Here is a 22,076-nt window from a genome sequence, read left to right on the forward strand (position 1 = left end):
TTTGTAATACCGGGTTTCCCTTATTAACAATTGGGTTCACATCACGAGTCGTGTGGTGTTTGTCGCATTGTGCCAGACGACGAAGGCTTGGAGCCACGATTTAACTGTTGAAGGCTGTACATGACTGGAACATTTGATAGCAAACACGTTCGATATTTTATCTCACGAAAGATATGGTCTACAGCATTCTAATTTCTATGTTTTTCATATCGAAACCGGAGCCTATATCAACGGAGTGCAGCATAGAGATGTTTTGCTCTATCAACGAGAAACACGATTATGTTTCTCCAGGAGTTCCTGCAGGAATCACTCTGTTAACGCGGTTGTAGTCGTTGAATCTAGCTGTATATAGTGGATTTTGTTCGTTTGCAGATCAACCGCGGTATACTCCAATAGCGGTGTTTGTCAAGTTGAACCGCTGTCTCTCAAGCGTGACGTAATTCAAATCCTCGCCATCTGCTGGCTGTAAATCGCACTTGTGAATCCAACCGTGGACCGCCTTGCGACTGCGCTTGTCACCGAATTTCTATAATCCTCGGCGGTATTCGAAAGTGAGAAATCAGCGAGATGAAGTCGAATACCGAACTCCATCAGCTGACGCGGTGTCAATTCTCGCTTCACAAAATTCAAATTGATCCGGTCGCTACATCCAGTGAGGCGATCAAATTTCGACATAGAGCACCATAAGACCGTACCGGCTCACTTTTCACGCGTAACGAAAAACGCAACTTCACGACTTAGTCGTTAACTCGTAGGCCTGCTATAAACTTCGGATGGGATCACAGGCACTAGAAGGCGTGACGAAAACTATTCGGTGGTGGACGCGAAGCCCAAATTAAGACCCTTTATGCCCGTCGATAGTACACAAGAGCAACCGAACGTAATTCTGGTTTCGATGGATTCGGTTCGGTATGACTACTATTCTAAGCACACCGTCGGCTCTCCAACTGGTCCAGACATTCTGGACTTCGACGTGACTCGGTTTTCAAGCGCTTACGCGAATGCCCCGTATACTCCAGCCTCGGTCCCATCGTTCTTGACCGGCGAACTGCCGTTAGAGGACGGTCACGTCATGCATCGGGACTCAAAGACGCTTCCAGAGTATTTCAATGACGGAGGGTACCAGACGATTCTGGGTTACAACAACGTCCAGATTTCTCGGTTCGGCGTGACGGACGAATTCGACATCGTCGTAGATCATACCCAGCCAGAGAACAGTAGTGGATCAGCGCATTCTTTAAGCGAACGAATTCGGAGCCTCATCGGTGACATCATCGAGATAACACCGAACAGTGAGGACATCAAGAAGTTCGGCGATTATTGGTTGACGGACCTTGAGCGACGCTTCACATCACCGCCACCTTCGCACGCCCCTGATGAGTCTGTTATCGATGAACTCCTAGTCCGACGGGACGAGATTGAGGAGCCGTTCTTCCTGTGGATACATATGATGGACACTCACCACCCGTATGTGTTCGATAGCGAGGACTGGGCCGTACTCACCGACGAACCTCTTGACAGACAACACCACCGGCGACTGTTCGAGCAAGCGAAACTCGACATTTCCGTGGGGGACTATCGGAGACCCCTAGACCAACGTCAACGGAATCTCATGCGGCACACCTACGAGGCCAGCATCCTCCGGGCCAACCGAAACGTCTCGCGCTTGCTCTCTGAATTTGCCACACCAAATAGCGTTTGTGCTATCACCTCTGACCATGGTGAGGAGCTCTGGGAGCGGGGGTTCTTTGGGCACGCCGCTGCCCCGTCCAAACCACGGCGAATGACCCTCACAGAGGAAATGATTCATGTCCCTCTACTTTTAGCGAGTCCGAGCGCCGTTGCACACGAAGTATCGACGCCAGTTTCACTCGTTGATCTTCTTCCTACTCTCCTTGACGCTGCTGGCATCGAAGTTCCGAGCGCGCTTCGCGGCCGCTCGCTGCTCCCCGTAGTCGAAGGGGGCAAGCTCTCCTCCCAACCAGTATTCGCTCACGCGACATCCCCTGGAGATCCAAAAACGTACTACGAGCACCCTGACGCAAGAACGCTCGGCGCAGTTCTCGATGGTCACGTCAAGTATCGCTGGTCCGACGACGGACAGGAACTGCTCCACGATCTTGAAGAAGATCCCTCAGAATCTGTTGATATCGCTGGGGCCCACGGAGAAAAGACAAATGAGTTGGCAAATCTTCTTCGTGACAGCCTCAAACCCTACAAAAAGTCCACTACGACCGACGGAATTGATGAGAAAATTGAAAATCAATTGCGTGACCTAGGATATCTGGAGTAGCCACAGCGTAGCCGCCTCATGTGCCCAGTCAGCTAAAACACCCATCTATAAATAACTGATTTTCACATAGTAGACCGATTCTGCGCTGTGACCCAACCAACTTATGATCCGTCGGTTAGTCGATGACGTATCGTGACAAGAATAGATGGTGGTGCAGCGGAGTACAGGTCATGTATCGCCAATGCACGCGAAAAGTTGAATGGCGGTAATTTGGAGGCTGCACTTGACTACACCAGAGCTGGTGCTTGGGCCGCCTGGCAGAACCCGGGAATCTGGGATAGTAGTGCTGCGGACGACCTTATTTCCTCTGTTGGATACGAACTTCAACAACAAGAAATGTCAAAATCCGAAAACCAGTTTGGAGACAGACAGAGTGTTGTGTTCATTGCGAGTTCGTTGGCTGACCACGGCGGTCACTCCGAATCAATGCGGCTTGTCATTGACTATCTGGTCCGCAACACTAACGTAACCGTAGAAGCAGTACTGTTAACCAATGCTGACAACTCGGAATCTTCGTTTCCAGCACTGCGATCGACCCTTGACGTACTTGACGTTGACCTAATAGAACTCTCCCCAACATCCACGTACGTTGAGCGAGTTCGCGAAATATCCTCCTACCTGACGGCGTCATCCGCCAACCAAGGAATTCTGTTCACTGACCCAGACGACGTTACTGCGCTCTGTGGAATTGCCGCCATTGGTTCATCGTTCCGTTCGATTCTCTATAACCACGCCGATCACGTATTTTGGATTGGTGGCAACATAGTCGATACTGTTATCGACGCCCGAACCGAAGGTGCAGTCCTCACTCGCGCGTATCGAAACCTCTCCTCTGCCGGAGTTATTTCATTAACTTCTGATATTCAACCTCAAACTGGGTTGCCGGCTGACTTTCCAGTTTGTGAATCTGACAATTTTTCCATCTCTGTTGGGACGGAATACAAGTTCACCCGCGATGGCGGTCGAGGATACGCCGCAGCGGTTGACTCTATACTGCACGAGAATCCCAATCTACAGCACATCCTGATCACCGCATCCGATGGATTCCGCTTGAGAGAGTTGGTTTCGGAGGACGTTACTGACAGATTCCATGTATCTGGCCCATATCCGAATCTTGCACCAATTTATACATCGGCGAATCTACTTGTCGACTCGATCCCGTTTGGTGGCAGCATGGTGCGCTTGGAAGCAGCCCTTTGTGAGACTCCCGTTCTTGCCTACGTCAACCCCAACTACCCTTTTGCCGGGAACAACGATCTTCTCCCGCCAGATCACGAGTTCATTGAATATGACGGTACTGCGTTTGGGGAGGACGCGAAGCAACTCCTTGGACAGAAGTCCGTACGCGAAGCCACGGTAGAGCGACAGCTGTCGTACTGTAATTCGCTATTCGAATACGAGACAGTCGGCCGTCGCTGGGAGCAACTTCTCACGGACGGTCTTCAGACCCGGGTCGTAGACGGACTTCGTTCAGAGCAACAAGACTTCGACCTTCCGACGCCAGTCAATATGGGATCTTGTTCCTTCCCCGAGTACCGCGGAGCCGTCGCCGAATACGCTGCTGGAGAATCACTCGACACAACCATGCTCGAATACGATATTGATGGGTACGCTTCCTTTTTGGATTTGCGAGACGGTACCCAGAAACGTCTGCTACGACAAATCGTCACAAAGTCGTCGTCGGTAGGACTCTTCGAACGGCTGAAAGTGTTCCGTTCTGCGTACGCAAACGGCGAGTTACCATCGAAGCAGAAGAAACTTGCCTACGCCGCGCTTGCGATAGGCGGGCATCCAGCATTTCCCATCTTTCAGTTCGCGGAAGACCACTTTGGGTGATCATCTCCCTGTCGGGTTTCGGAGGACGCTCAAGACGGTCTTCTGTTCATCTCCTGACATGTCTGGATACATTGGGAGCGAGAGAATTCGGTCGGCAAACGTGTCGGCCTTCGGAACTGGTCTGGTGAGGTCCTCGTACTGACTTAACCGAGAAATTGGCGGGTAGTGGACACCGGTAATCACCTCGTTCTCGTCAAAGGTATCGAATAGATCGTTTCGCGATACAGGATATTCATCCTCAACTTGGACGACGAAGAGGTGGAATGCATGGCTCTTCCGCGAATCCTCGGACTCCCAACGAAGTCCTGGAATCTTCTCGATTTCCTCTTGGTATCTTGCCGCAACCTCACGGCGACTCTCAGTCATCTCAGGTAGACGGTCCAATTGGGCGATGCCCATCGCCGCCTGAATCTCGCTCATGCGAAAATTGAACCCCGTGCCATCTGCGTCGTATCCCCAGGTATCCTTCTTCTCCTTTGGAGTCATCGTCTGGTGATGGTTCCGGATCTTTCTGACATGTTCGTCGACTTCGGGATCGTTCGTCGTCACCATTCCACCTTCCCCCGTCGTCATGTTCTTCGTCGCGTAGAAACTGAAACAGCCTGCATCACCGAACGAACCGACGCGTTGTCCCTTGAACTCGGCCATCGGGGCGTGAGCGCAGTCTTCAATGACTGCTATGTCGTGTTCTTGAGTGATATCCATGATCTCCTCCATGTCACACGGCTGACCGTAGAGGTGGACCGGAATTACGGCGGCGACATCGTCACGAGTCTCGAGAATTTTCTCTAGGTCACTTGGATCCATGTTTCCGTCCTCCTGAACGTCACATAGGGTGACTTGGGCGTCTAGTAATTCGACTACGTTCGCGGTCGCCACGAACGTGATTCCGGGAACAACCACTGTATCTCCCGCTCCGATTCCAACAGCGTCGAGAGCAGCGTAGAGCGCTGACGTACACGAGTTCACCGCGACGCCGAACTCGGAGTCTTGGTGGTCTGAGAACGTTGCTTCGAACTCTTCCGTTTTCGGGCCGAGAGTTAACCATCCTGAGTCGAGAACTTCGCCGATGGATTCCAGCACTTCCCGACCGATGATTTTGTTTACGTCGTAGAGAGGAATTTCTTGATCCATAGGCCGGCTACTGGCGTCAACCGTAAAAACTTCATCGACACTCGACCAACTGCGGCCAGTAATCTTTTTGCAGGAGATTTCCTGATCCCGATATGGAAATTGAATTCCGTCCTGCGACTGAAGACGATCTCGAGTTAATGATGGCTTGGCGCTCTCACCCAGATCTGTATGAGAATTTTTATATTCAGGACAAAGAACTTGACTGGGAAACGCACATTGAGTGGTGGGAGGGCCGGACCAATAGACGAGACTGGATCATAGTTCTCCAAGAGAACGACCGATGGCGTGACGTTGGTAACGTCAGCCTCTCCGATCTTGATACTGATTGTCCTGAAGTTGGCATATATATCGGCGAGGTATCTTCGTGGGGAAAGGGAGTGGCGACAAAGGCAGTAGAGTTCGCGTTGTCTTGGCTGCGTACTCAAGACTATTCAGAGACCCACGCTCGAATTCTCAAGCACAATGATGCGTCGCAACGAGTATTTGAAAAAATCGGGTTTGAGCATGCCGGCTTAGCCCGTGATGGAGAATACATGTATGTGTATACTATTGAAGAGACCGAAAACTGAATGGTTCATCATCTGGTATTCGATTCCCCAATTTGACTATGACCAACAGTAGTGTTTATATATTGTCGACATTTAGAGGTAGCCTAGGTCTTCAAGTCGGCCCTCGACTCTGGCACCGACTGTTGAGGTATCAAGGCCAGACCCAATTCCTAGCTCGCTCCGAAGAGTCTCGATTTCGTTCTCGAACTGGACCGTTACTTCGGATGGTGGCGAATCAAGTTCTTGTACAAGTGACTCCGTAGACGAACCGTCAATCGATGACTCCCAACAGTCTCCCTCACTCGTCCAAGTAATTTTTCGGCCGTCGACGTAGGCACACCTCCGAGTCTGCCACCATCGTTCGGCGTCCGCTCCGCTCAACCCAAATTTCCCTGGGAGAACGCTCGTGAGTCGTTCGGCGACCACCACATCTGTACCTGGTGCAACGTACTCCCCCTCAGCGAAACCTTTCAGAAGGGAAGGAAGATGGAGGTGGGACACCGGTTTTTCGACGCAATCGGGTGTTCCCTCCGGTGGATTAATCACCTCGAGAGGTACGTGGAGTAATTCTTCGGACACGCGAGGGACATTATGTCCAAACAGCGGGTCCGAGTCACGCTCAACCAGCATCTCTCCGTGGTCTGCGGTGACAATGAACGTCGTCTCTCTCTCTGTTTGGTTCTGAACGGTGTCGATGAACGCAGCAACCTTTCGATCGAGGTACTCCACAGTCGCCCCGTATAGGCCTCGATAGTTCTCTAACTCGACCTCATATTGCTCAAACCCTCCGTGAACATTCAATTCGTCGTACGGAAGCGTTTGCTGAGAGGACCACGAGTCCGGTGCGTCGTGAAGCTTACCATCGTACACTCGTGAATGTGCCATTGGGGCATGTGCTTCCATTAAGTTGAGGAAACCAACAAATGGACTCTCTTTGTCGACGAATCGATTCTCAGCGGCTTTCAGCACGGCATTCGTCCCATCGTCGAACAGACGAGGTATCGGTGCTTCATGGAGGAGTTTTCTATCCAAGAAAAGGTACGCTCCATTAGCCAGACTGGGTATAGGGTGATCGCTTTTCAGGGCAGTTTTCAAGTAACCAAGATACTGTGACATACCCGACGCTTCCGTCTGATTCATGTACTCTTCAACATCAATTCCTTTTGCGAATCTCCGCTCCGGAGATACATCCACAAAATCGTCAAACAGGGAGTCGAACTTGAACGGGGAACCAGCAAATGTGTTCGAGCTAACGCCAATAGCGCGGTGGTCTCTGAGTATCCCGAGAAATGTATTATTGCGATCTACATCGAACCAAGGATTATGGCTATAGACTCTATGAACCTCGGGAAGTTCACCGGTCATCATACTTGCATGGCTTGGGGCGCTACACGTACTGGCCGCACGTGCGTTCTCAAAACTAGACGAGGCCTTTGACCGTAGTCGATCAGCAAGACTATCAAAGTAATCTTTTCGAACAGAATCGAGACAGATAAGGACGATATTCCTAGTCATATTTTGTACATGATGTCAAATCATTTTCCTGTAAGTTTGAATCTACAGGAATACTCGGAATTTGTCCGCTAGCTCCTCAACGCCTTGGTCGATAGTGTATGCTGTTTCGAACCCCTTGTTCTGGATTTTTTCGTCGCTTACGATGTACGACAACTGGTTCAGTTGCTCTGCTTCTGTGTATCCGATCTCGACTCCTGGGAAGTGACGTTTAATGGCGTCAACGACGTCCTGAAGGCGTCCGTTCTGGCCGACGACATTGTATGGTTCACCATCGCCAAGTTTGTCAGCTGCAAACATCATCGAACGAACTGCGTCTTGGACATGGAGGTACGGCCGTTTCTGATCTTCGGCGCCTTTGTAGACAGTGAGCGGTTGGCCAGTTGCAGCGAGATACGCAAATTTATCGACAACTGTGTCAAAGCGCATGCCAGTCGTCCATCCATAGACAGTACCGAGACGCAGTCCGGTCAGTCCCATCTCTCCATTCCACCGATCGAACATTTCCTGTTCAGCTTCAAGTTTGGCTTCGCCATACGGCGATTCAGGATCACACTCAAATCCCTCTTCAATCTTTTTCTCGGTCGTTCCATAGACGGAACAAGTAACGGCGTTAACGAACTCATTAACGCCGGCATCTCGGGCTATTTCGAAGACGGTTAGTGCGCCATCATAGTTGACCTCCCATGTCTTTTCAGGGATGTCAAATGTCTCGGGTGCGTTGGTGATTGCTGCAAGGTGAAAGACTGTATCTACACCCTCCATCGCTTCACGAACAACTTCTTCATCACGGATATCGCCTTCAACGAAGTCATAGTCGGCGTAGACTGGAAGATCCCATAGTGCGTTGTAACGGGGCTGGCGGAAGTTATCAAGAATACGAATATCTTTGTCTGAGAAGGCTGGATGATCAGGAAGTTCTCGAATAAGCCGAGATCCAAGATAACCAACGCCACCAGTGACGAGTACTGTCATCGTTCTTTCTCTGGAAGTTGCTCCATAGTATACTTTTCGTATCCATCACCATCTGTCATTTTCATTAATAAAATACTAACACTTCACTTATATATTCGATTACCCTATCCAGTATTGTCATTTCAAAAACTATGCTTGGAATGGACCCCCCGAAAACATATATCGGTCAAATAGAATCAATCCGCGTATGCAAGCAGTTGTTTTAGCAGCCGGAAAAGGAACTCGTATCCGGCCGCTCACTGAAGACAAGCCCAAGGTCCTCGTCGAAGTCGACGGTAAGCCGCTGATCGAAAACGTCTTCGACAACCTGATCGACATTGGCGTCTCGGAATTCGTCGTCGTTGTCGGCTATCGAAAGGAGCAAATCATCGAACGTTACGGCGACGAGTACTGTGGCACGCCAATTACCTACGCCCACCAACGTGAACAGCTCGGGCTCGCCCATGCTATCCTCCAGGCTGAACCTCATATCGACAGCGACTTCGTCCTCATGCTCGGCGATAACCTCTTCCGGGCTAACCTCGGAGATGTGATCAACCGTCAGCAGGAAGCGCGAGCCGACGCCGCCTTCCTCGTCGAGGAGGTTCCCTACGAGGAAGCCTCGAGGTACGGCGTCCTCGACACCAACGAATACGGCGAGATCGTCGAGGTCGTGGAGAAACCGGATGATCCGCCGTCGAACCTCGTCATGACCGGATTCTACACGTTCACGCCGGAGATTTTCCATGCGTGCCACCTTGTGCAACCCTCAGATCGAGGCGAGTACGAACTCCCTGACGCGATCGACTTGCTCATCCAGTCCGGGCGGACGATCGACGCGATCCGAATGGACGGTTGGCGTATCGACATCGGCTATCCGAAGGATCGTGACCGTGCTGAGGAACGGCTCTCTGACGAAGAATCAGTGATTGCGGATCAGGAGATGTAGATTGTATTTAATTTCATTGTACTTTTAGGTCTGTATTCCTTTAGCGGCACGACATGGGTGCTCTCCTAAACCATATCTCGCTCCCACTTAGGGACTTCTACAACGGATCATACTCCGGGATTATTTTCTGAATAGCGCTCTTCTGACATTCGACATGATGTCCGCCACTCCTTAGGACTCCACCTAATTTATTGACCCCTCGGCGAGCGGAGTTCACTGCCGGCGCTGTTTTCGATACACCGAGTCTGATAGCCGCTGAGATCCTTCAAGCAGGTGATTGTGCTATGCGACCGCCAAGAGCCCTCTTCTACAGTTACTACCGTTAATCTCATCTAGAGCCTTACTTTTCTGGCGCTATTATCAAAACAGGACCACAAACATAGTACTCGAGTTGCGTCATGCTTGCCATTGAGCGGTTACTCATGATCTGCAGCATTACCTATTTGGTACCGTTGGACGCCACAGTCCCAGTAGACTGAGAATCTGTCCTCTTCCTTGAATCTATCTTGTCATGACTCATCTGATGTTTCTACCCACTTAGCTATCTAAAGTAGTATTTGATATCCAACTATTCGGTCAGTTGGCTTGTCGTGGCTTTGCGAGACAATTCCTGCACATATCCTTTTGTGTATTACCGAAGTCGCATCGTCGTAAACGCTTCCTCAGGTCCTCGGAACTCATAGTCAATCATACCAGAGAGACGCGATGAGTCCAAAGAACTATCTGTCGGCCGAGGCGCTTCCTGCCCTAATTCCTCTGTACTGATCGGCGTTACAAGATTTGTGTTGTATCCAAATGAATCAGCGAGTTCTCGAGTGAAATCATATCGAGAAATGGATTGTGGACCAGTTGCGTGGTAGAGACCAGTGAGGCCGCACTTTGCCACTTCTAGACATGTTTGTGCCAGATCAGGGGCATACGTTGGTGTGGAGATCTGGTCGTCAACAATTGTAATCTCATTCCCATCTTCAAGTTCTTTGAGTGCCCATGTGACGAAGTTACTGGCGGCAAGTCCGTAAATTACACTTGATCGCAGAATCGTCGCCGTATCTGCTATCTTCGCTGCCTGTTCGCCAGCGTATTTCGTCTCGGCGTAGTAATTAAGTGGGCTGACTGGATCTGCTTCACTGTATGGTGTTTCGTCGGGATTACCGGGAAACACGTAATCGGTCGACAGATAGATCAGATGAGCATTAACGGCGTTTGTAGCAACGGCGACATTGTACGTTCCAGCGGCATTAACTGACCACGCCTTATTCCGGTTTGATTCGCAGTCGTCTACTGCGTGGAATGCAGCAGTGTCAATGACGGCATCAGGCTCTATTTCCTTTATTATACTGTTCGTACGTTCTACATTGGTTTTGTCTAACTCTATATCAGTGAGTTCAGTTTCCGAATTATGATGCGTTGAATGAATGTCTACACTTCTCTCAGTCTCATTTTTGACAATGTTTGACCCGACAAGCCCTGTGCCGCCGATGACAAGTATATCCATGTTGTATAATGTGCGTGAGGGTTACTAAACACTATTCCAATTGGTTGCGATCTCGTCAATGAGGTACTCCCCGAACGGCAGGGAAGAGGTGAGACTTGGTGATACCGCATTCAAAATATGTGTCGACTGTGGTCCGTGTTTAATAAGTGGGTTTTTGATGAGTGTCCTATCATCGCGGATAATTTGGGCCTGAATGCCTGCGTAGCTTCTCCAGAAGTCATCTTTTTCAATTTTGCCATAGCGGAACCACATATCCTCTGCTCTTGAGCGTTCTGGTAATAACTGGACCGCAGTCTGAGGCCAAAAGAGGTATGAAGCAAGAACGGGACCCTCAGACCGTAAACATATGATACACGATGTAGCGATCAAAGACCTCCAAATCAACGCTGATGAGCGGGGGTATCTCACAGAGATCTGGCGCTCGGACTGGGAGTTCTATGCGGGCGAGGACAAGCCAGAGATGTCTTACTTCTCAGAAACGTATCCCGGCATCATCCGGGCCTGGCATCGCCACCATCGCGGGCAGATTGATCACTTCGTTGTGCCGCGGGGGAAAGCGAAAGTCGGAATTTACGATGATCGAGAGGATTCACCGACGCAGGGCGAGCTTGACACCTATATTATCGGCGAGGGGAACATGAACGCGATTCGAATTCCAGGCGATTGCTGGCACGGCTTTAAGGCCGTTGGCGATGAGCGTGTCTTACTGCTAAATTTCCCGACGAACCTCTACGACTACGAGGATCCTGACGAGGAGCGTCTGCCCTACAACACGGACAAAATCCCGCTCGATTGGGAGGAGCCGCCGCACGAATAACCCATGAAAGGCGTTATTCTCGCCGGCGGAACTGGATCCCGCCTGCGTCCGATTACCCATACTGGTCCGAAACAGCTTGTGCCGATCGCCAACAAGCCCGTTCTCGAGTACGCCGTGGATGATCTCGTTGAAGCCGGTATCGGCGAAATCGGAATAATCCTCGGCAACAAAGGCCGAGCTGCGATCCAGGAATACTTCGGCGACGGCAGTGACTGGGGCGTCGACATCACGTACATCGTTCAGGGCGAACCGCTTGGTCTTGCCCACGCTGTCGGCTGTGCGAAAGACTTCGTCGGCGATGATTCGTTCGTTGTCTATCTGGGCGACGACCTCATGCGCGAGGGGATCACGGAACTTGTCGAAGACTTCAATACAGAGGAGTACGCGGCCGGCATCGGGTTGCAAGAGGTTGATGAGCCGTCCCGGTACGGCATTGTCGACGTGAACGATGCTGGCGACGTGATCCAACTCGTTGAAAAGCCCGATGACCCACCGAACAACCTCGCCCTCATCGGAATCTATGTCTTCACGCCGGCGATCTTCGAGCAAATTGAGGCTCTCGACAAATCCTGGCGCGGAGAATATGAGATCACGGAAGCCATCCAGGGGCTGCTTGAGGATGGAAAACGAATCCAGAGTCATGTGGTCCATGGCTGGTGGAAAGACACCGGAAAGCCCGAAGACGTGCTCCACGCCAACCGGCTAGTACTCGATGACATCACACCGAGAATCGACGGTACGATCGAAGACGAGGTCTCCGTAACAGGGCGAGTAGAACTCGGCCACGGGAGTGTTATCGAGGAGGGAGCCGTCGTTCGGGGCCCAGTGTCGATCGGGGAGAATACCCGAGTTACGTCCGATACGTATCTCGGTCCGTACTCGAGCATCGGCGATGACTGCGTGATCGACAGTGCCCACATCGAATCGAGCGTCGTCGTCGGCGAATCTGAAGTCAGTGCCGACCGAACGATCGTCGACAGTCTCATCGGTCGCAAGGCGACGATCACGACGAATCACGAGAAGAAACCTGATGGCGAGCGGTTAGTCGTCGGGCAAAACTCATTACTGGAACTCTAACCATGGTGCAAATCATTACATTATCGTGTCCCAATTGTGGTACTGTCATCGCCGGGAACGTCCTTGAACGGCACCGTGTTATGAAATGTCCGGGATTAGATTGTGAAACTGTTCGACGCTTCGAAGATCTACCAGCAGCTGATCAAGAACATATTGTGGCTAATCTCGAAAAGTATAGGATGGAGTAGTCGAAGAGCAAGACCAGCTTTTTCGCCGACCCACGCACTCCAGAACGACGAGAGATTATGCTGATCGGTCGTTTCATTGACTCGCTTTTAGTTCGTGGACGTGCCACTCTCCGTGAGACAGCGCGTCTGACGGCAGCAGCTATTTGACGTATCTTGACTTACTACAACGCATACATACCATCGATCAGCGCTCGAGTCCCTGACGAAGACGCGGAAGAACTAGAGTCTGTCATATAATTGACAAGAGGCGATAAGCCGGGTTCGGACGAGGACTCCTCGGTGACGATGCCCTGAATGGAGACATCCGTCTTATCGCAGCGGTGCTCGCACGCGCCGGTATTACAATTGTGAGCGGCGACAGACGTGTCCGGACGGTCGCTCAAACGTTTAGCGCCCGTGTGACCGGAACGATAGGCGTAGTCGTGGGGCCGTCAACGACGAGTTCACTGCGGAGGAAGGGAAAGAACTCGTCCGACGTATCGACAGGCACGGGCTACATATGACCGGAGAGTTGCGTGACAGAGCGTTCGCGCTCATTAACGATGTCGCAACCGAGTGACGACCTACACGAAGGGATGAGCACCGAGTACTACAACCGTACTCGTTGAGCTCGAGGAATACCGAGAACTGAATCGGTCGCGTGTCGCGTCTCTGGACTTACCAGGGCTCGTTCTTCAGCCCGAGTTTGTACGCGATCATGTTGGTCGTCACGTGCAGGATCGGCGTGAGGATCACGACGACGGCGACGACCCCCACCGTGAAGACCTCGAAGAACCACTCCCGCGCCAGCAGCGCGGTCAGCGGCAAGGAGACGACGACGAAGTCCAGCTGATCGAGGCCAGGGAACATCGCGCCGCGCTGGCGGCCGGTCCGTCGCTTCAAAAATGACGCGAGGATGTCGCCGAGCATGGCCCCGGCGGCCAGTCCCAACGCAGCCAGCGGCTCGAACTCGGGGACGTCGATTCCGGTCGCGTCGGCGACGGCCGGCGCGAGCACCGTCAGGAGGCCCGCCAGCGCGAGGCCGGCGACAATTCCGGCCGCGGTGCCCCGCCAGGTCTTCCCGTCGCCCAGCATGCGCTTGTCGCCCCACGTCCGGCCGCCGTCAATCGGTCGTCCGCCGCCGGCCAACACCGCGGCGTTGTTCGGAACGTATGCGGGCAACATCGCCCAGAACGCGATCACGATTGTCTCGAGGATTGCCATATCCGCCGGAACGAACCCGGGTCTCTTAACCGCCGGTGGTTTGGGGCGAACGGGCGAGTCGACGAGTCCCTGCGGGTCCCGTGACGGCACGGGGCTTTACGGTCTCGTCAACGCGTCCCACAATCGCTCGCCGTCCCACTCCATTCGTGAACAGTATCCGTATCTACCATACACGAAAAACTTTTAGCATTCCTCGTCGAGCCTCTTCGTAGGGCCTGTTATCATGTCCCGAGATATTTTCGACGACGCCGAATACGAACGCCGGGTCTCCCGGACGAAAGAGCGGTTGCGCGAGGCGGATCTCGACGCGATCGTCGTCTCCGACCCGGCCAACATGAACTACCTCACCGGCTACGACGGCTGGTCGTTCTACGTCCACCAGGCGGTCGTCGTCACGCCCGACCGCGACGAGCCGGTCTGGATCGGTCGCGACATGGACGGCGGCGGCGCGCGAGCGACCACGTCCCTCTCCGACGAGAGCATCCGCGCCTACAGCGACGACCACGTCCACTCGCCCCACGACCTCCATCCGATGGACTACGTCGCGGGCGTCCTCGAGGAACTCGACGTCGCCGACGGCCGCATCGGCCTCGAGATGGACGCCGCCTACTTCACCGCGAAGTCCTACACGCGCCTCCAGGAGAACCTCCCCGAGGCGGAGTTCGAGGACGCGACGCTGCTGGTCGGCTGGGTGCGGATCAAGAAATCGGAGCAGGAGCTCGAGTACATGCGCGAGGCCGCGCGCATCTCCGAGAACGCGATGCAGGCCGGCCTCGACGCCATCGAGGAGGGCGTCCCCGAGTACGAGGCCGCCAGGGCGATCTACGACGCCCTCATCGCCGGCACCGACGAGTACGGCGGGGATTACCCGTCGATCGTCCCGCTGATGCCGTCGGGCGACCACACCGACACGCCGCACCTGACCTGGACCGACCGCGAGTTCGAGGACGGCGACCCGGTCATCATCGAGCTCTCGGGCTGTCGCCACCGCTACCACTCGCCGCTGGCGCGGACGACGTTCGTCGGCGACCCGCCCACCGAACTCGAGGAGACCGCCGACATCGTCGTCGAGGGGATCGAGGCCGCGCTCGACGTCGTCGAACCGGGCGTCACCTGCGAGTCCGTCGAGAAGGCCTGGCGCGAGACGATCGCCCAATACGGCCTCGAGAAGGAGGACCGCATCGGCTACTCGATGGGGCTGGGCTACCCCCCGGACTGGGGCGAACACACCGCCAGCATCCGTCCCGGCGACGAGACCGTCCTCGAGGAGGACATGACGTTCCACATGATCCCGGGCATCTGGACCGAGGAGGTCGGCATGGAGATCAGCGAAACGTTCCGCGTCACGAGCAACGGTGCGGAGACGCTGGCGGACTTCCCCCGGCAACTGTTCACGACATAACCCGACCCACACCGACCATGGTACCGTCGACATACTACTGTCACCGATCTCACTAGCCGATAGATGACTACGACACCCCCAGAAGCGGCCGACACCGGATCGGACGACGCCCCAGCATCCGCGCTCGTCACGGCGCGCCGCCAACTCGAGCGAGCGGCGACCCACGTCGACGTCGACGCCGGCGTCGTCGAGCGATTGAAACACCCGACCAGGGTCCAGCAGGTCTCGGTCCCGCTCGAGCGCGAGGACGGCTCCGTCGACGTCTTCACCGGCTACCGGGCCCAACACGACGACGTTCGCGGCCCGTACAAGGGCGGCCTGCGCTTCCATCCCGAAGTCGACGCCGAGGAGTGTACCGGCCTCTCGATGTGGATGACCTGGAAGTGCGCCGTGATGGACATCCCCTTCGGCGGCGGCAAGGGCGGCGTCGCCGTCGATCCGAAGCAACTGAGTGAGGACGAGACCGAACGGCTCACCCGCCGGTTCGCCGAGGAACTGCGCGACGTCGTCGGGCCGACGAAGGACGTCCCCGCGCCGGACATGGGTACCGACGCCCAGACGATGGCCTGGTTCATGGACGCCTACTCGATGCAGCAGGGCGAGACCATCCCCGGCGTCGTCACCGGGAAACCGCCGGTCATCGGCGGCTCCTACGGCCGCGAGGAGGCCCCCGGTCGCTCGACCGCCATCGCCGCTCGCGAGGCGGTCAACTACTACGACCGCGACCTCGAGGACGTCACCGTCGCCGTCCAGGGCTTCGGGAGCGTCGGCGCCAACGCGGCGCGCCTGCTCGAGGACTGGGGCGCGACCGTCGTCGCCGTCTCTGACGTCAACGGCGCGATCTACGACCCCGAGGGCCTCGACACGCACGCGATCCCGACCCACGAGGAGGAGCCGGAGGCCGTCCTCGAGCAGGACGCCCCCGACACGCTCTCCAACGAGGCGATCCTCGAACTCGACGTCGACGTGTTGATCCCCGCGGCCGTCGGCAACGTCATCACCGCGGACAACGCCGACGCGATCGACGCGGACATCGTCGTCGAGGGCGCCAACGGCCCGACGACGTTCGCCGCCGACGCCATCCTCGCGGAGCGTGACGTCCACGTCATCCCGGACATCCTCGCCAACGCGGGCGGCGTGACGGTGAGCTACTTCGAGTGGCTCCAGGACATCAACCGCCGACAGTGGTCCCTCGAGCGCGTCAACGAGGAACTCGAGGAGCACATGCTCGAGGCCTGGGCCGACGTCCGCGCGGAGGTCGAGGCGAAGGACCTGACGTGGCGCGACGCGGCCTACGTCGTCGCGCTCTCGCGGATCGCCGAGGCGAAGGCGACGCGCGGGCTCTGGCCGTAAGTCGTTCGCGTCGGTTTTTCGGATTCCGTTTCGGTTCGTGTCGCGCACGATCCGCTTGCAGCCGTGTTCGTCAATCGGCACCACTACCGGACTGCCCGCGTCACCTCTGCTACCACCAACTCCGGACCGAAATATCACCTACGGTGGCGCACGCTGGGACGCGGTGAGTCGTTGACGAATCGCGTCCTGAAGCCGTGCGAGGGATGAGCGAACGGAGTGAGCGAATCGGCTGGGGAGGGCGTGGCGCTCCCCGTTACCACGATAGCAGGACGAGTATTCTATTCCACTCTATCACGAGTCAGCTATTCAGTTATTGAACGAAGCCGTCCGAAGAACAACGCCGTCTGAACGTGGCCGTGAAAATGACGCGTTCTGCTACGCTTGGCGGCGTGGATTTACCACACCCTCCCCGCCCGATTCGCTCACTCCTTGCGGTCGCTCGCTCATCCATTGGAAGACGCTCCGCGTCTTCCAAGCCATTCGCTCGTGCTATCTGCTCACGGGCCGGAGGCTCGTTCGCATGGTACGCGGGACCTTCGGTCTCGCACTACTCGCGAAAACCTCGCGCGACTTCGAAACGCGACTCACTTTCCGTTCGTCGCGTCCCAGCGTGCGCCACCCAGCATCGGATGCGTCGCCGAAGCGATAGGGAGGGTCTCTGTGAGCCAGACGAACCGTGATTCGAGAGTAATGCCGATCATCACCCCATTACCGCGAGCGAAAGCGTGATCCGTCCGATGGTTGAAACTTCGACATGGCCAGCTTCACTGGATACCTCACCAAGGGATTCGAACTCGCCGCCGCGGTCGGCACCCTCGAGGTCGCTCGCCGAACGGACCGAGGCGTCGACCGCGAGTACCTCGTTCTAGGCTTCAGCCTCGGCATGGCGTACCGAATCCTCGAGTCGGAGTACGTCGGCCGGTTCCGTGAGCACCCGTTGCGATACCTGACCCTCCTGTCGCTGTGGCTCGCGATCACGCGGGCCCTCCTCCCGATGGACGACGAGTCGGGCAACTACTCGGTCGGGAGCGGCGTCGGCATCGGGTCGCTGGTCTACGGCGTCGTCGACCGAAAGCGGGAGTCGCAGTAAATTCACTAGACTCGAGTCCCACGTCGCTGACTCGAGTCACCTCACTACGGCTTCGAGTTTCTCGACCGGGTGGGCCGGATACTCACCTTCGTGGCCCTCGAGTTGGGTTCGACAGGAAGCCCCGGGCGCGACGACTTCGTCGCCGTCGCTGTCGTCGACCTGCTCGAACAGAATCGAACCGATCTTTTGACTCAGCGAGTAGTGTTCGGCCTCGTAGCCGAAGCTCCCGGCCATTCCGCAGCAACCCGAGTCGAGGGCGTCGACCTCGTAGCCGGCGGCCTCGAGGACGCTCGCGGCGTGGCCGTCCTTCTTCGTCGCCTTCTGGTGGCAGTGGCCGTGGTAGGTTAGCCGGCCTCGAGAACCCCCGTTATCGACCGGCAGCGCCTCGAGCAGGTCGAACCGATCGACGTACTCCATGACGCCGTAGGTGTTCGCCGCCACCCGCTCGACGTCGGGCCCGGAGAGCAGGTCCAGATAGTCCGACTGGAGCATCACGGCGTCGGAGGGCTCGACGAGGACGACCTCCCAGCCGTTCGCGACGAACGGCTCGAGGGCGTCGACGTTCGTCCGCGCCCGCTCCCGCGAGAGATCGAGGAAGCCCTTCGAGTGGGCCGGCCGTCCCGTCGACGTGATTCCGTCCGGCACGGTGACGTGGACGCCGGCGGCCTCGAGCACTCGAACCGCGGCCTTCCCGGCGTCGGGATGGTTGTAGTTCGTGTCCGTGTCGGGGACGAGCACGACCCGGCGACTGGCCGACTCGCGCGGTATCTGCGCGCCGCCCCGCGATTCGAACCAGTCCTCGAAACTCCGACTGGCGAACGTCGGCAGGTCGCGCTCGCGAGCGATGCCGAGGGCCCTCTCGGCGATGACGTCCGATCCGGGAAGCGACGCCGCCCAGTTCGACAGCGGTGCGAGCGCGCTTCCGACGGCGTTCAGTCGGTCGACGTTCGCGAAGAGTCGATCGCGCAAGCTGGCGCCGTTCTGCTGGTGGGCGGCGTGCTCTACTTCGGCCTTGAGCTTCGCCATGTCGACCTCGCTCGGACAGTCCCGCGCACAGCCCTTGCAGCCGACACAGAGGTCCATGATCTCCGCCAAGAACTCCTCGTCGACGGCGTCGGTCTCGAGGTCGCCGCTCATCGCCTGCCGGAGCATGTTCGCCCGCCCGCGGGTGCTCAGGCTCTCCTCTTCGGCGGCGCGGTAGGTCGGACACATCACGCCGCCGGTGGTCTCCTGCTCGCTCCGACAGCCGCCACAGCCGTGGCAGAGTTCGACCATCCCCTGGAAGCCGTTGTCGGTGTCCCACTCGAGGGCGGGCTCGAAGCCGGCCTCGAACTCGTAGTCGGGGTCGAACCGCAAGTGCTCGGTCATGCGGTGGTCGCCGCAGACGTTTCCGGGATTCAGGAGCCAGTCGGGATCGAACGCCGTCTTCAGCTCGCGGAACAGGTCCCAGACGTCGTCGCCGTAGAGCTTGCGATTCCACTGGGTGCGGGCGCGGCCGTCGCCGTGCTCGCCCGACACGCTCCCGCCGTACTCGACGACGAGGTCGGTCACGTCGTCGGCGAGGGACTCGAACGCCTCGAGGCCGGCCGTGCTCTTGGTGCTGACCAGCGGCCGCATGTGCATGCAGCCGGGGCCGGCGTGGGCGTAGAAGCTCGCGAACGTGTCGTACTCCTCGAGGACCTCCTGAAAGTCCGCCACGTAGTCCGCGAGGTTCTCGGTGGGGACGGCGGTGTCCTCGATGAAGGAGATGTGCTTCTCGTCGGAGGTACGAGAGAGCAGAATCGGCGCCGCGCTCTTGCGGAGCTTCCAGAGCTCGGCGATCCCTTCAGGGTCGTGGGCCTCGAGGGCGTCGAAGGCGCGGACCGGCGCGGAGCTACCGCTCTCGGAATCGCTCGGATCCGGCACCTCCTCGTCCGGCAGCCGGTCGGCCAGCAGATCCGCGACCTGCTCGCGGCCGTGGTCGTCGTCCTCGGCGTAGAACTCCACGAGCAGCGCGGTCTCGGTGCCCGCGGGGAGGCGCTCGGCGACGGCGGCGAACTCCTCGGTGTTCTCCGCGAGCTCGATCAGCACGTCGTCGATCGCCTCGACGGCCGCCGGATCGTGATTCGTGACGATGGTGTCCACGTCGGCCATCGCCTCGAGCAGGTCGCGGTAGGTCAACAGCACTACCGACGTGGTCTCGGGAACGGGCTCGAGCGAGACGGTCGCCTCCGTGACGACGCCGAGGGTCCCCTCGCTGCCGGCGAAGACGCGGGCGAGATTGACGGTCGCATCGGGATCGGGCTCGGAGTCGGCGTCGATCGCGACCGACGCCGCGGCGGTCTCGTCGAAAGCTTCGGGCTGCCCGTAGGCCTCCGCGACCAGCCGATCGAGGTTGTAGCCCGAGACGTTGCGCTTCAGTCGCGGGAAGACCTCGCCGATCGCGGCGGCCTCCTCGTCGATCGCGCGGCGCAGCGCCTCGTGGATGCGCTCGAGCAGGTCGCCGTCCGGATCGGCCCGCTCGCGGAGTTCGCCGACCGTCACCTCGCCGAAGCGCTCGACGGAGCCGTCGGCGAGGACGACCTCCACCTCCTCGACGTAGGCGTCGGTCTTCCCGTACTGCAGCGAGTGGGCGCCCGTCGAGTTGTTGCCGACGGCGCCGCCGACGGTGCTGCGGTTGCCCGCCGCGGGGTCCGGCGCGAACTTCAGCTCGTGGGACTCGAGGGCGCCGTTCAGATCGGCGAGGACGGTTCCGCCCTGTACGGTCGCCCGCTGTTCGTCGGGGTCGATCTCGAGGACGTCGCTCATGTGCGCCGTGAAATCGAGGACGACGGCCTCGTTGACCGCCTGGCCGGCGAGGCTGGTGCCGCCGCCGCGCGGGAGCACCGGGATGCCGTTCTCGGCGCAGTAGCCGACGACGCTCGCGACGTCGGCCGTCGACCGCGGCAGGACGACGCCGACGGGCGTCATCTCGTAGGCGCTCGCGTCGGTCGCGTACAGCTGTCGGCTGTACTCGTCGAACCGGACCTCGCCGTCGATCCGCTCCTGCAGGGCCGCCACGAGCGCGGGGCGGTCGACGTCGCCGCCGACGTAGTCGTAGTCGGCGCGCGGATCGCCGGCGGGGTCCTCCGCGCGCGGATCCGACGGCGGTCCGAGTTCGCTCTCGTCGGGCGTCGACGTCTGGTCGCTGTGATCGGTCGTGGAGCCCGGTTGTTCGGTGGCCATCGATAGTTAGCTCGAGTCGGGCTGATAGACGACGTTTTCGAGTTCGTCTCCCTCGCCGGCCTCGAGCGCCCGGAGGTTGGTCGCGACGATGTCGACCAGCCGGTCCCAGTGTTTCGGCGTGTGGCCGCCCGTGTGCGGCGTGATCAGGCAGTTCTCGAGGTCCCAGAGCTCGTGGTCGTTCGGGAGCGGCTCGGGGTCGGTCACGTCCAGCGCGGCCCCGCGGATCCCCTCGTACTGCAGCGCCGAGACGAGCGCGTCGGTGTCGACGATGCCCCCGCGGGCCGCGTTGACGAGCACGGCCTCGGGCGGCAGCGTCGCCAGCGCGTCCTCGTCGACGAGATCGCGGGTCAGATCGTTCAGCGGGCAGGCCAACACGACGTAGTCGCTGCGGGAGAAGGCCTCGTGGACGTCGTCCTCGTCGAAGCCGAGCACCTCGTCGGTCGGGCCGCCCTTTTCGGGGGTGTACCTGATCCCGATCGTCTCGACCTCGAACCCCTCGAGGCGCTGGACGACCGCCTGCCCGATCGAGCCGAGGCCGACGACCGTGACCGTGCTGTCGGTAAATTCGTGTGACTGGAAGTGGCGCCACTCGTTGTTCTCCTTGCGGCGCCAGCCCTCGTGGAGGTTCCGCGCGAAGACGAGCATGTTGGCGATCGTCTGCTCGGCGATACCGGGCGCGTGGATCCCGCCGGCGTTCGTGACGGCGACGCCGTGATCCGCCAGCGCGTCCATCGGCACGTGGTCGGTGCCGGCGAACGTACACGCGAACAGCTCGAGGCGGTCGGCCTCGGCGAGCAGGTCCTCGTCGATCGTGACGCCGGTCACGACCCGCGCCTGCGGGACGCGCTCGCGCTCTTCCTTCGGCGTCCGCGCGAGCGCGACGGCGTGCTCGGGCAACCGCTCGCGGAGGGTCTCGGCGTACGATTCCATCGACAGCCCTTCCGTTCCCTCTCTCAGAACGACGACGTCTGGATTCGTGCTCATGGGTGTGGTGCGTCGCGGCGACGCGTTACCGTACGGT

At 57.6% G+C, this 22,076-nt stretch carries 16 protein-coding genes and 1 pseudogene; 9 read left to right on the forward strand and 8 right to left on the reverse strand.

What is annotated here, in order from left to right:
* Positions 1–36: 36 nt before the first annotated feature.
* Positions 37–675, reverse strand: a pseudogene (locus tag HTZ84_RS00825) (IS6 family transposase).
* Positions 676–847: 172 nt separating this feature from the next.
* Here HTZ84_RS00825 and HTZ84_RS00830 point away from each other — a divergent pair.
* Both HTZ84_RS00830 and HTZ84_RS00835 read left to right on the forward strand, forming a co-directional pair.
* A complete protein-coding gene (locus tag HTZ84_RS00830) occupies positions 848–2,293 on the forward strand; it encodes a sulfatase family protein (protein WP_256403297.1) in 1,446 nt (481 codons plus the stop codon).
* A 132-nt stretch (positions 2,294–2,425) separates the two neighbouring features.
* A complete protein-coding gene (locus HTZ84_RS00835; protein WP_174678942.1) occupies positions 2,426–4,129 on the forward strand; it encodes a glycosyltransferase family protein in 1,704 nt (567 codons plus the stop codon).
* Here HTZ84_RS00835 and HTZ84_RS00840 read toward each other — a convergent pair whose 3' ends face one another.
* Entirely contained in the window at positions 4,130–5,263 is a 1,134-nt protein-coding gene (locus tag HTZ84_RS00840; protein ID WP_174678943.1) for a DegT/DnrJ/EryC1/StrS family aminotransferase, read from the reverse strand.
* Positions 5,264–5,355: 92 nt separating this feature from the next.
* On the opposite strand from HTZ84_RS00840, the gene HTZ84_RS00845 reads away from it, so the two are divergent.
* On the forward strand, positions 5,356–5,832 hold the full coding sequence (locus HTZ84_RS00845) for a GNAT family N-acetyltransferase (protein WP_174678944.1): 477 nt from the start codon (positions 5,356–5,358) through the stop codon (positions 5,830–5,832).
* Between the two features lie 72 nt (positions 5,833–5,904).
* Here HTZ84_RS00845 and HTZ84_RS00850 read toward each other — a convergent pair whose 3' ends face one another.
* Both HTZ84_RS00850 and HTZ84_RS00855 read right to left on the reverse strand, forming a co-directional pair.
* Positions 5,905–7,326, reverse strand: coding sequence for a sulfatase-like hydrolase/transferase (locus HTZ84_RS00850; protein WP_174678945.1), 1,422 nt, complete (start codon positions 7,324–7,326; stop codon positions 5,905–5,907).
* 42 nt (positions 7,327–7,368) lie between these two features.
* Complete coding sequence (locus tag HTZ84_RS00855; RefSeq protein ID WP_174678946.1) at positions 7,369–8,298, reverse strand: NAD-dependent epimerase/dehydratase family protein; 930 nt, start codon at positions 8,296–8,298, stop codon at positions 7,369–7,371.
* A gap of 187 nt (positions 8,299–8,485) precedes the next feature.
* On the opposite strand from HTZ84_RS00855, the gene aglF reads away from it, so the two are divergent.
* Positions 8,486–9,226 (forward strand): UTP--glucose-1-phosphate uridylyltransferase AglF, encoded by a 741-nt coding sequence (aglF, locus tag HTZ84_RS00860; protein ID WP_174678947.1) that lies wholly within the window; start codon positions 8,486–8,488, stop codon positions 9,224–9,226.
* Positions 9,227–9,857: 631 nt separating this feature from the next.
* On the opposite strand, the gene rfbD is transcribed toward aglF, so the two are convergent.
* Positions 9,858–10,721, reverse strand: coding sequence for a dTDP-4-dehydrorhamnose reductase (rfbD, locus tag HTZ84_RS00865; protein WP_174678948.1), 864 nt, complete (start codon positions 10,719–10,721; stop codon positions 9,858–9,860).
* Positions 10,722–11,067: 346 nt separating this feature from the next.
* Here rfbD and HTZ84_RS00870 point away from each other — a divergent pair, with 346 nt between their 5' ends.
* On the forward strand, positions 11,068–11,538 hold the full coding sequence (locus HTZ84_RS00870) for a dTDP-4-dehydrorhamnose 3,5-epimerase family protein (protein WP_174678949.1): 471 nt from the start codon (positions 11,068–11,070) through the stop codon (positions 11,536–11,538).
* A gap of 3 nt (positions 11,539–11,541) precedes the next feature.
* Complete coding sequence (locus HTZ84_RS00875) at positions 11,542–12,615, forward strand: glucose-1-phosphate thymidylyltransferase (RefSeq protein WP_174678950.1); 1,074 nt, start codon at positions 11,542–11,544, stop codon at positions 12,613–12,615.
* A gap of 845 nt (positions 12,616–13,460) precedes the next feature.
* Here HTZ84_RS00875 and HTZ84_RS00880 read toward each other — a convergent pair.
* Entirely contained in the window at positions 13,461–14,006 is a 546-nt protein-coding gene (locus HTZ84_RS00880; RefSeq protein ID WP_012944078.1) for a CDP-2,3-bis-(O-geranylgeranyl)-sn-glycerol synthase, read from the reverse strand.
* 223 nt (positions 14,007–14,229) lie between these two features.
* Here HTZ84_RS00880 and HTZ84_RS00885 point away from each other — a divergent pair, with 223 nt between their 5' ends.
* The 3 genes from HTZ84_RS00885 to HTZ84_RS00895 all read left to right on the forward strand — a co-directional run bounded on the left by HTZ84_RS00885 (position 14,230) and on the right by HTZ84_RS00895 (position 17,851).
* Positions 14,230–15,408 carry a M24 family metallopeptidase gene (locus HTZ84_RS00885; RefSeq protein WP_174678951.1) on the forward strand — a complete coding sequence of 393 codons (1,179 nt, stop codon included), beginning with the start codon at positions 14,230–14,232 and terminating at the stop codon, positions 15,406–15,408.
* Positions 15,409–15,471: 63 nt separating this feature from the next.
* Positions 15,472–16,761, forward strand: coding sequence for a glutamate dehydrogenase GdhB (gdhB, locus tag HTZ84_RS00890; protein ID WP_174678952.1), 1,290 nt, complete (start codon positions 15,472–15,474; stop codon positions 16,759–16,761).
* Between the two features lie 754 nt (positions 16,762–17,515).
* Entirely contained in the window at positions 17,516–17,851 is a 336-nt protein-coding gene (locus tag HTZ84_RS00895; protein ID WP_174678953.1) for a hypothetical protein, read from the forward strand.
* Positions 17,852–17,887: 36 nt separating this feature from the next.
* On the opposite strand, the gene HTZ84_RS00900 is transcribed toward HTZ84_RS00895, so the two are convergent.
* Positions 17,888–21,055 carry an FAD-binding and (Fe-S)-binding domain-containing protein gene (locus HTZ84_RS00900; RefSeq protein WP_174678954.1) on the reverse strand — a complete coding sequence of 1,056 codons (3,168 nt, stop codon included), beginning with the start codon at positions 21,053–21,055 and terminating at the stop codon, positions 17,888–17,890.
* A gap of 6 nt (positions 21,056–21,061) precedes the next feature.
* Complete coding sequence (locus HTZ84_RS00905) at positions 21,062–22,039, reverse strand: NAD(P)-dependent oxidoreductase (RefSeq protein WP_174678955.1); 978 nt, start codon at positions 22,037–22,039, stop codon at positions 21,062–21,064.
* Between the last annotated feature and the right edge of the window lie 37 nt (positions 22,040–22,076).

This window comes from Haloterrigena gelatinilytica (assembly GCF_013342145.1).
Taxonomy (GTDB): domain Archaea; phylum Halobacteriota; class Halobacteria; order Halobacteriales; family Natrialbaceae; genus Haloterrigena; species Haloterrigena gelatinilytica.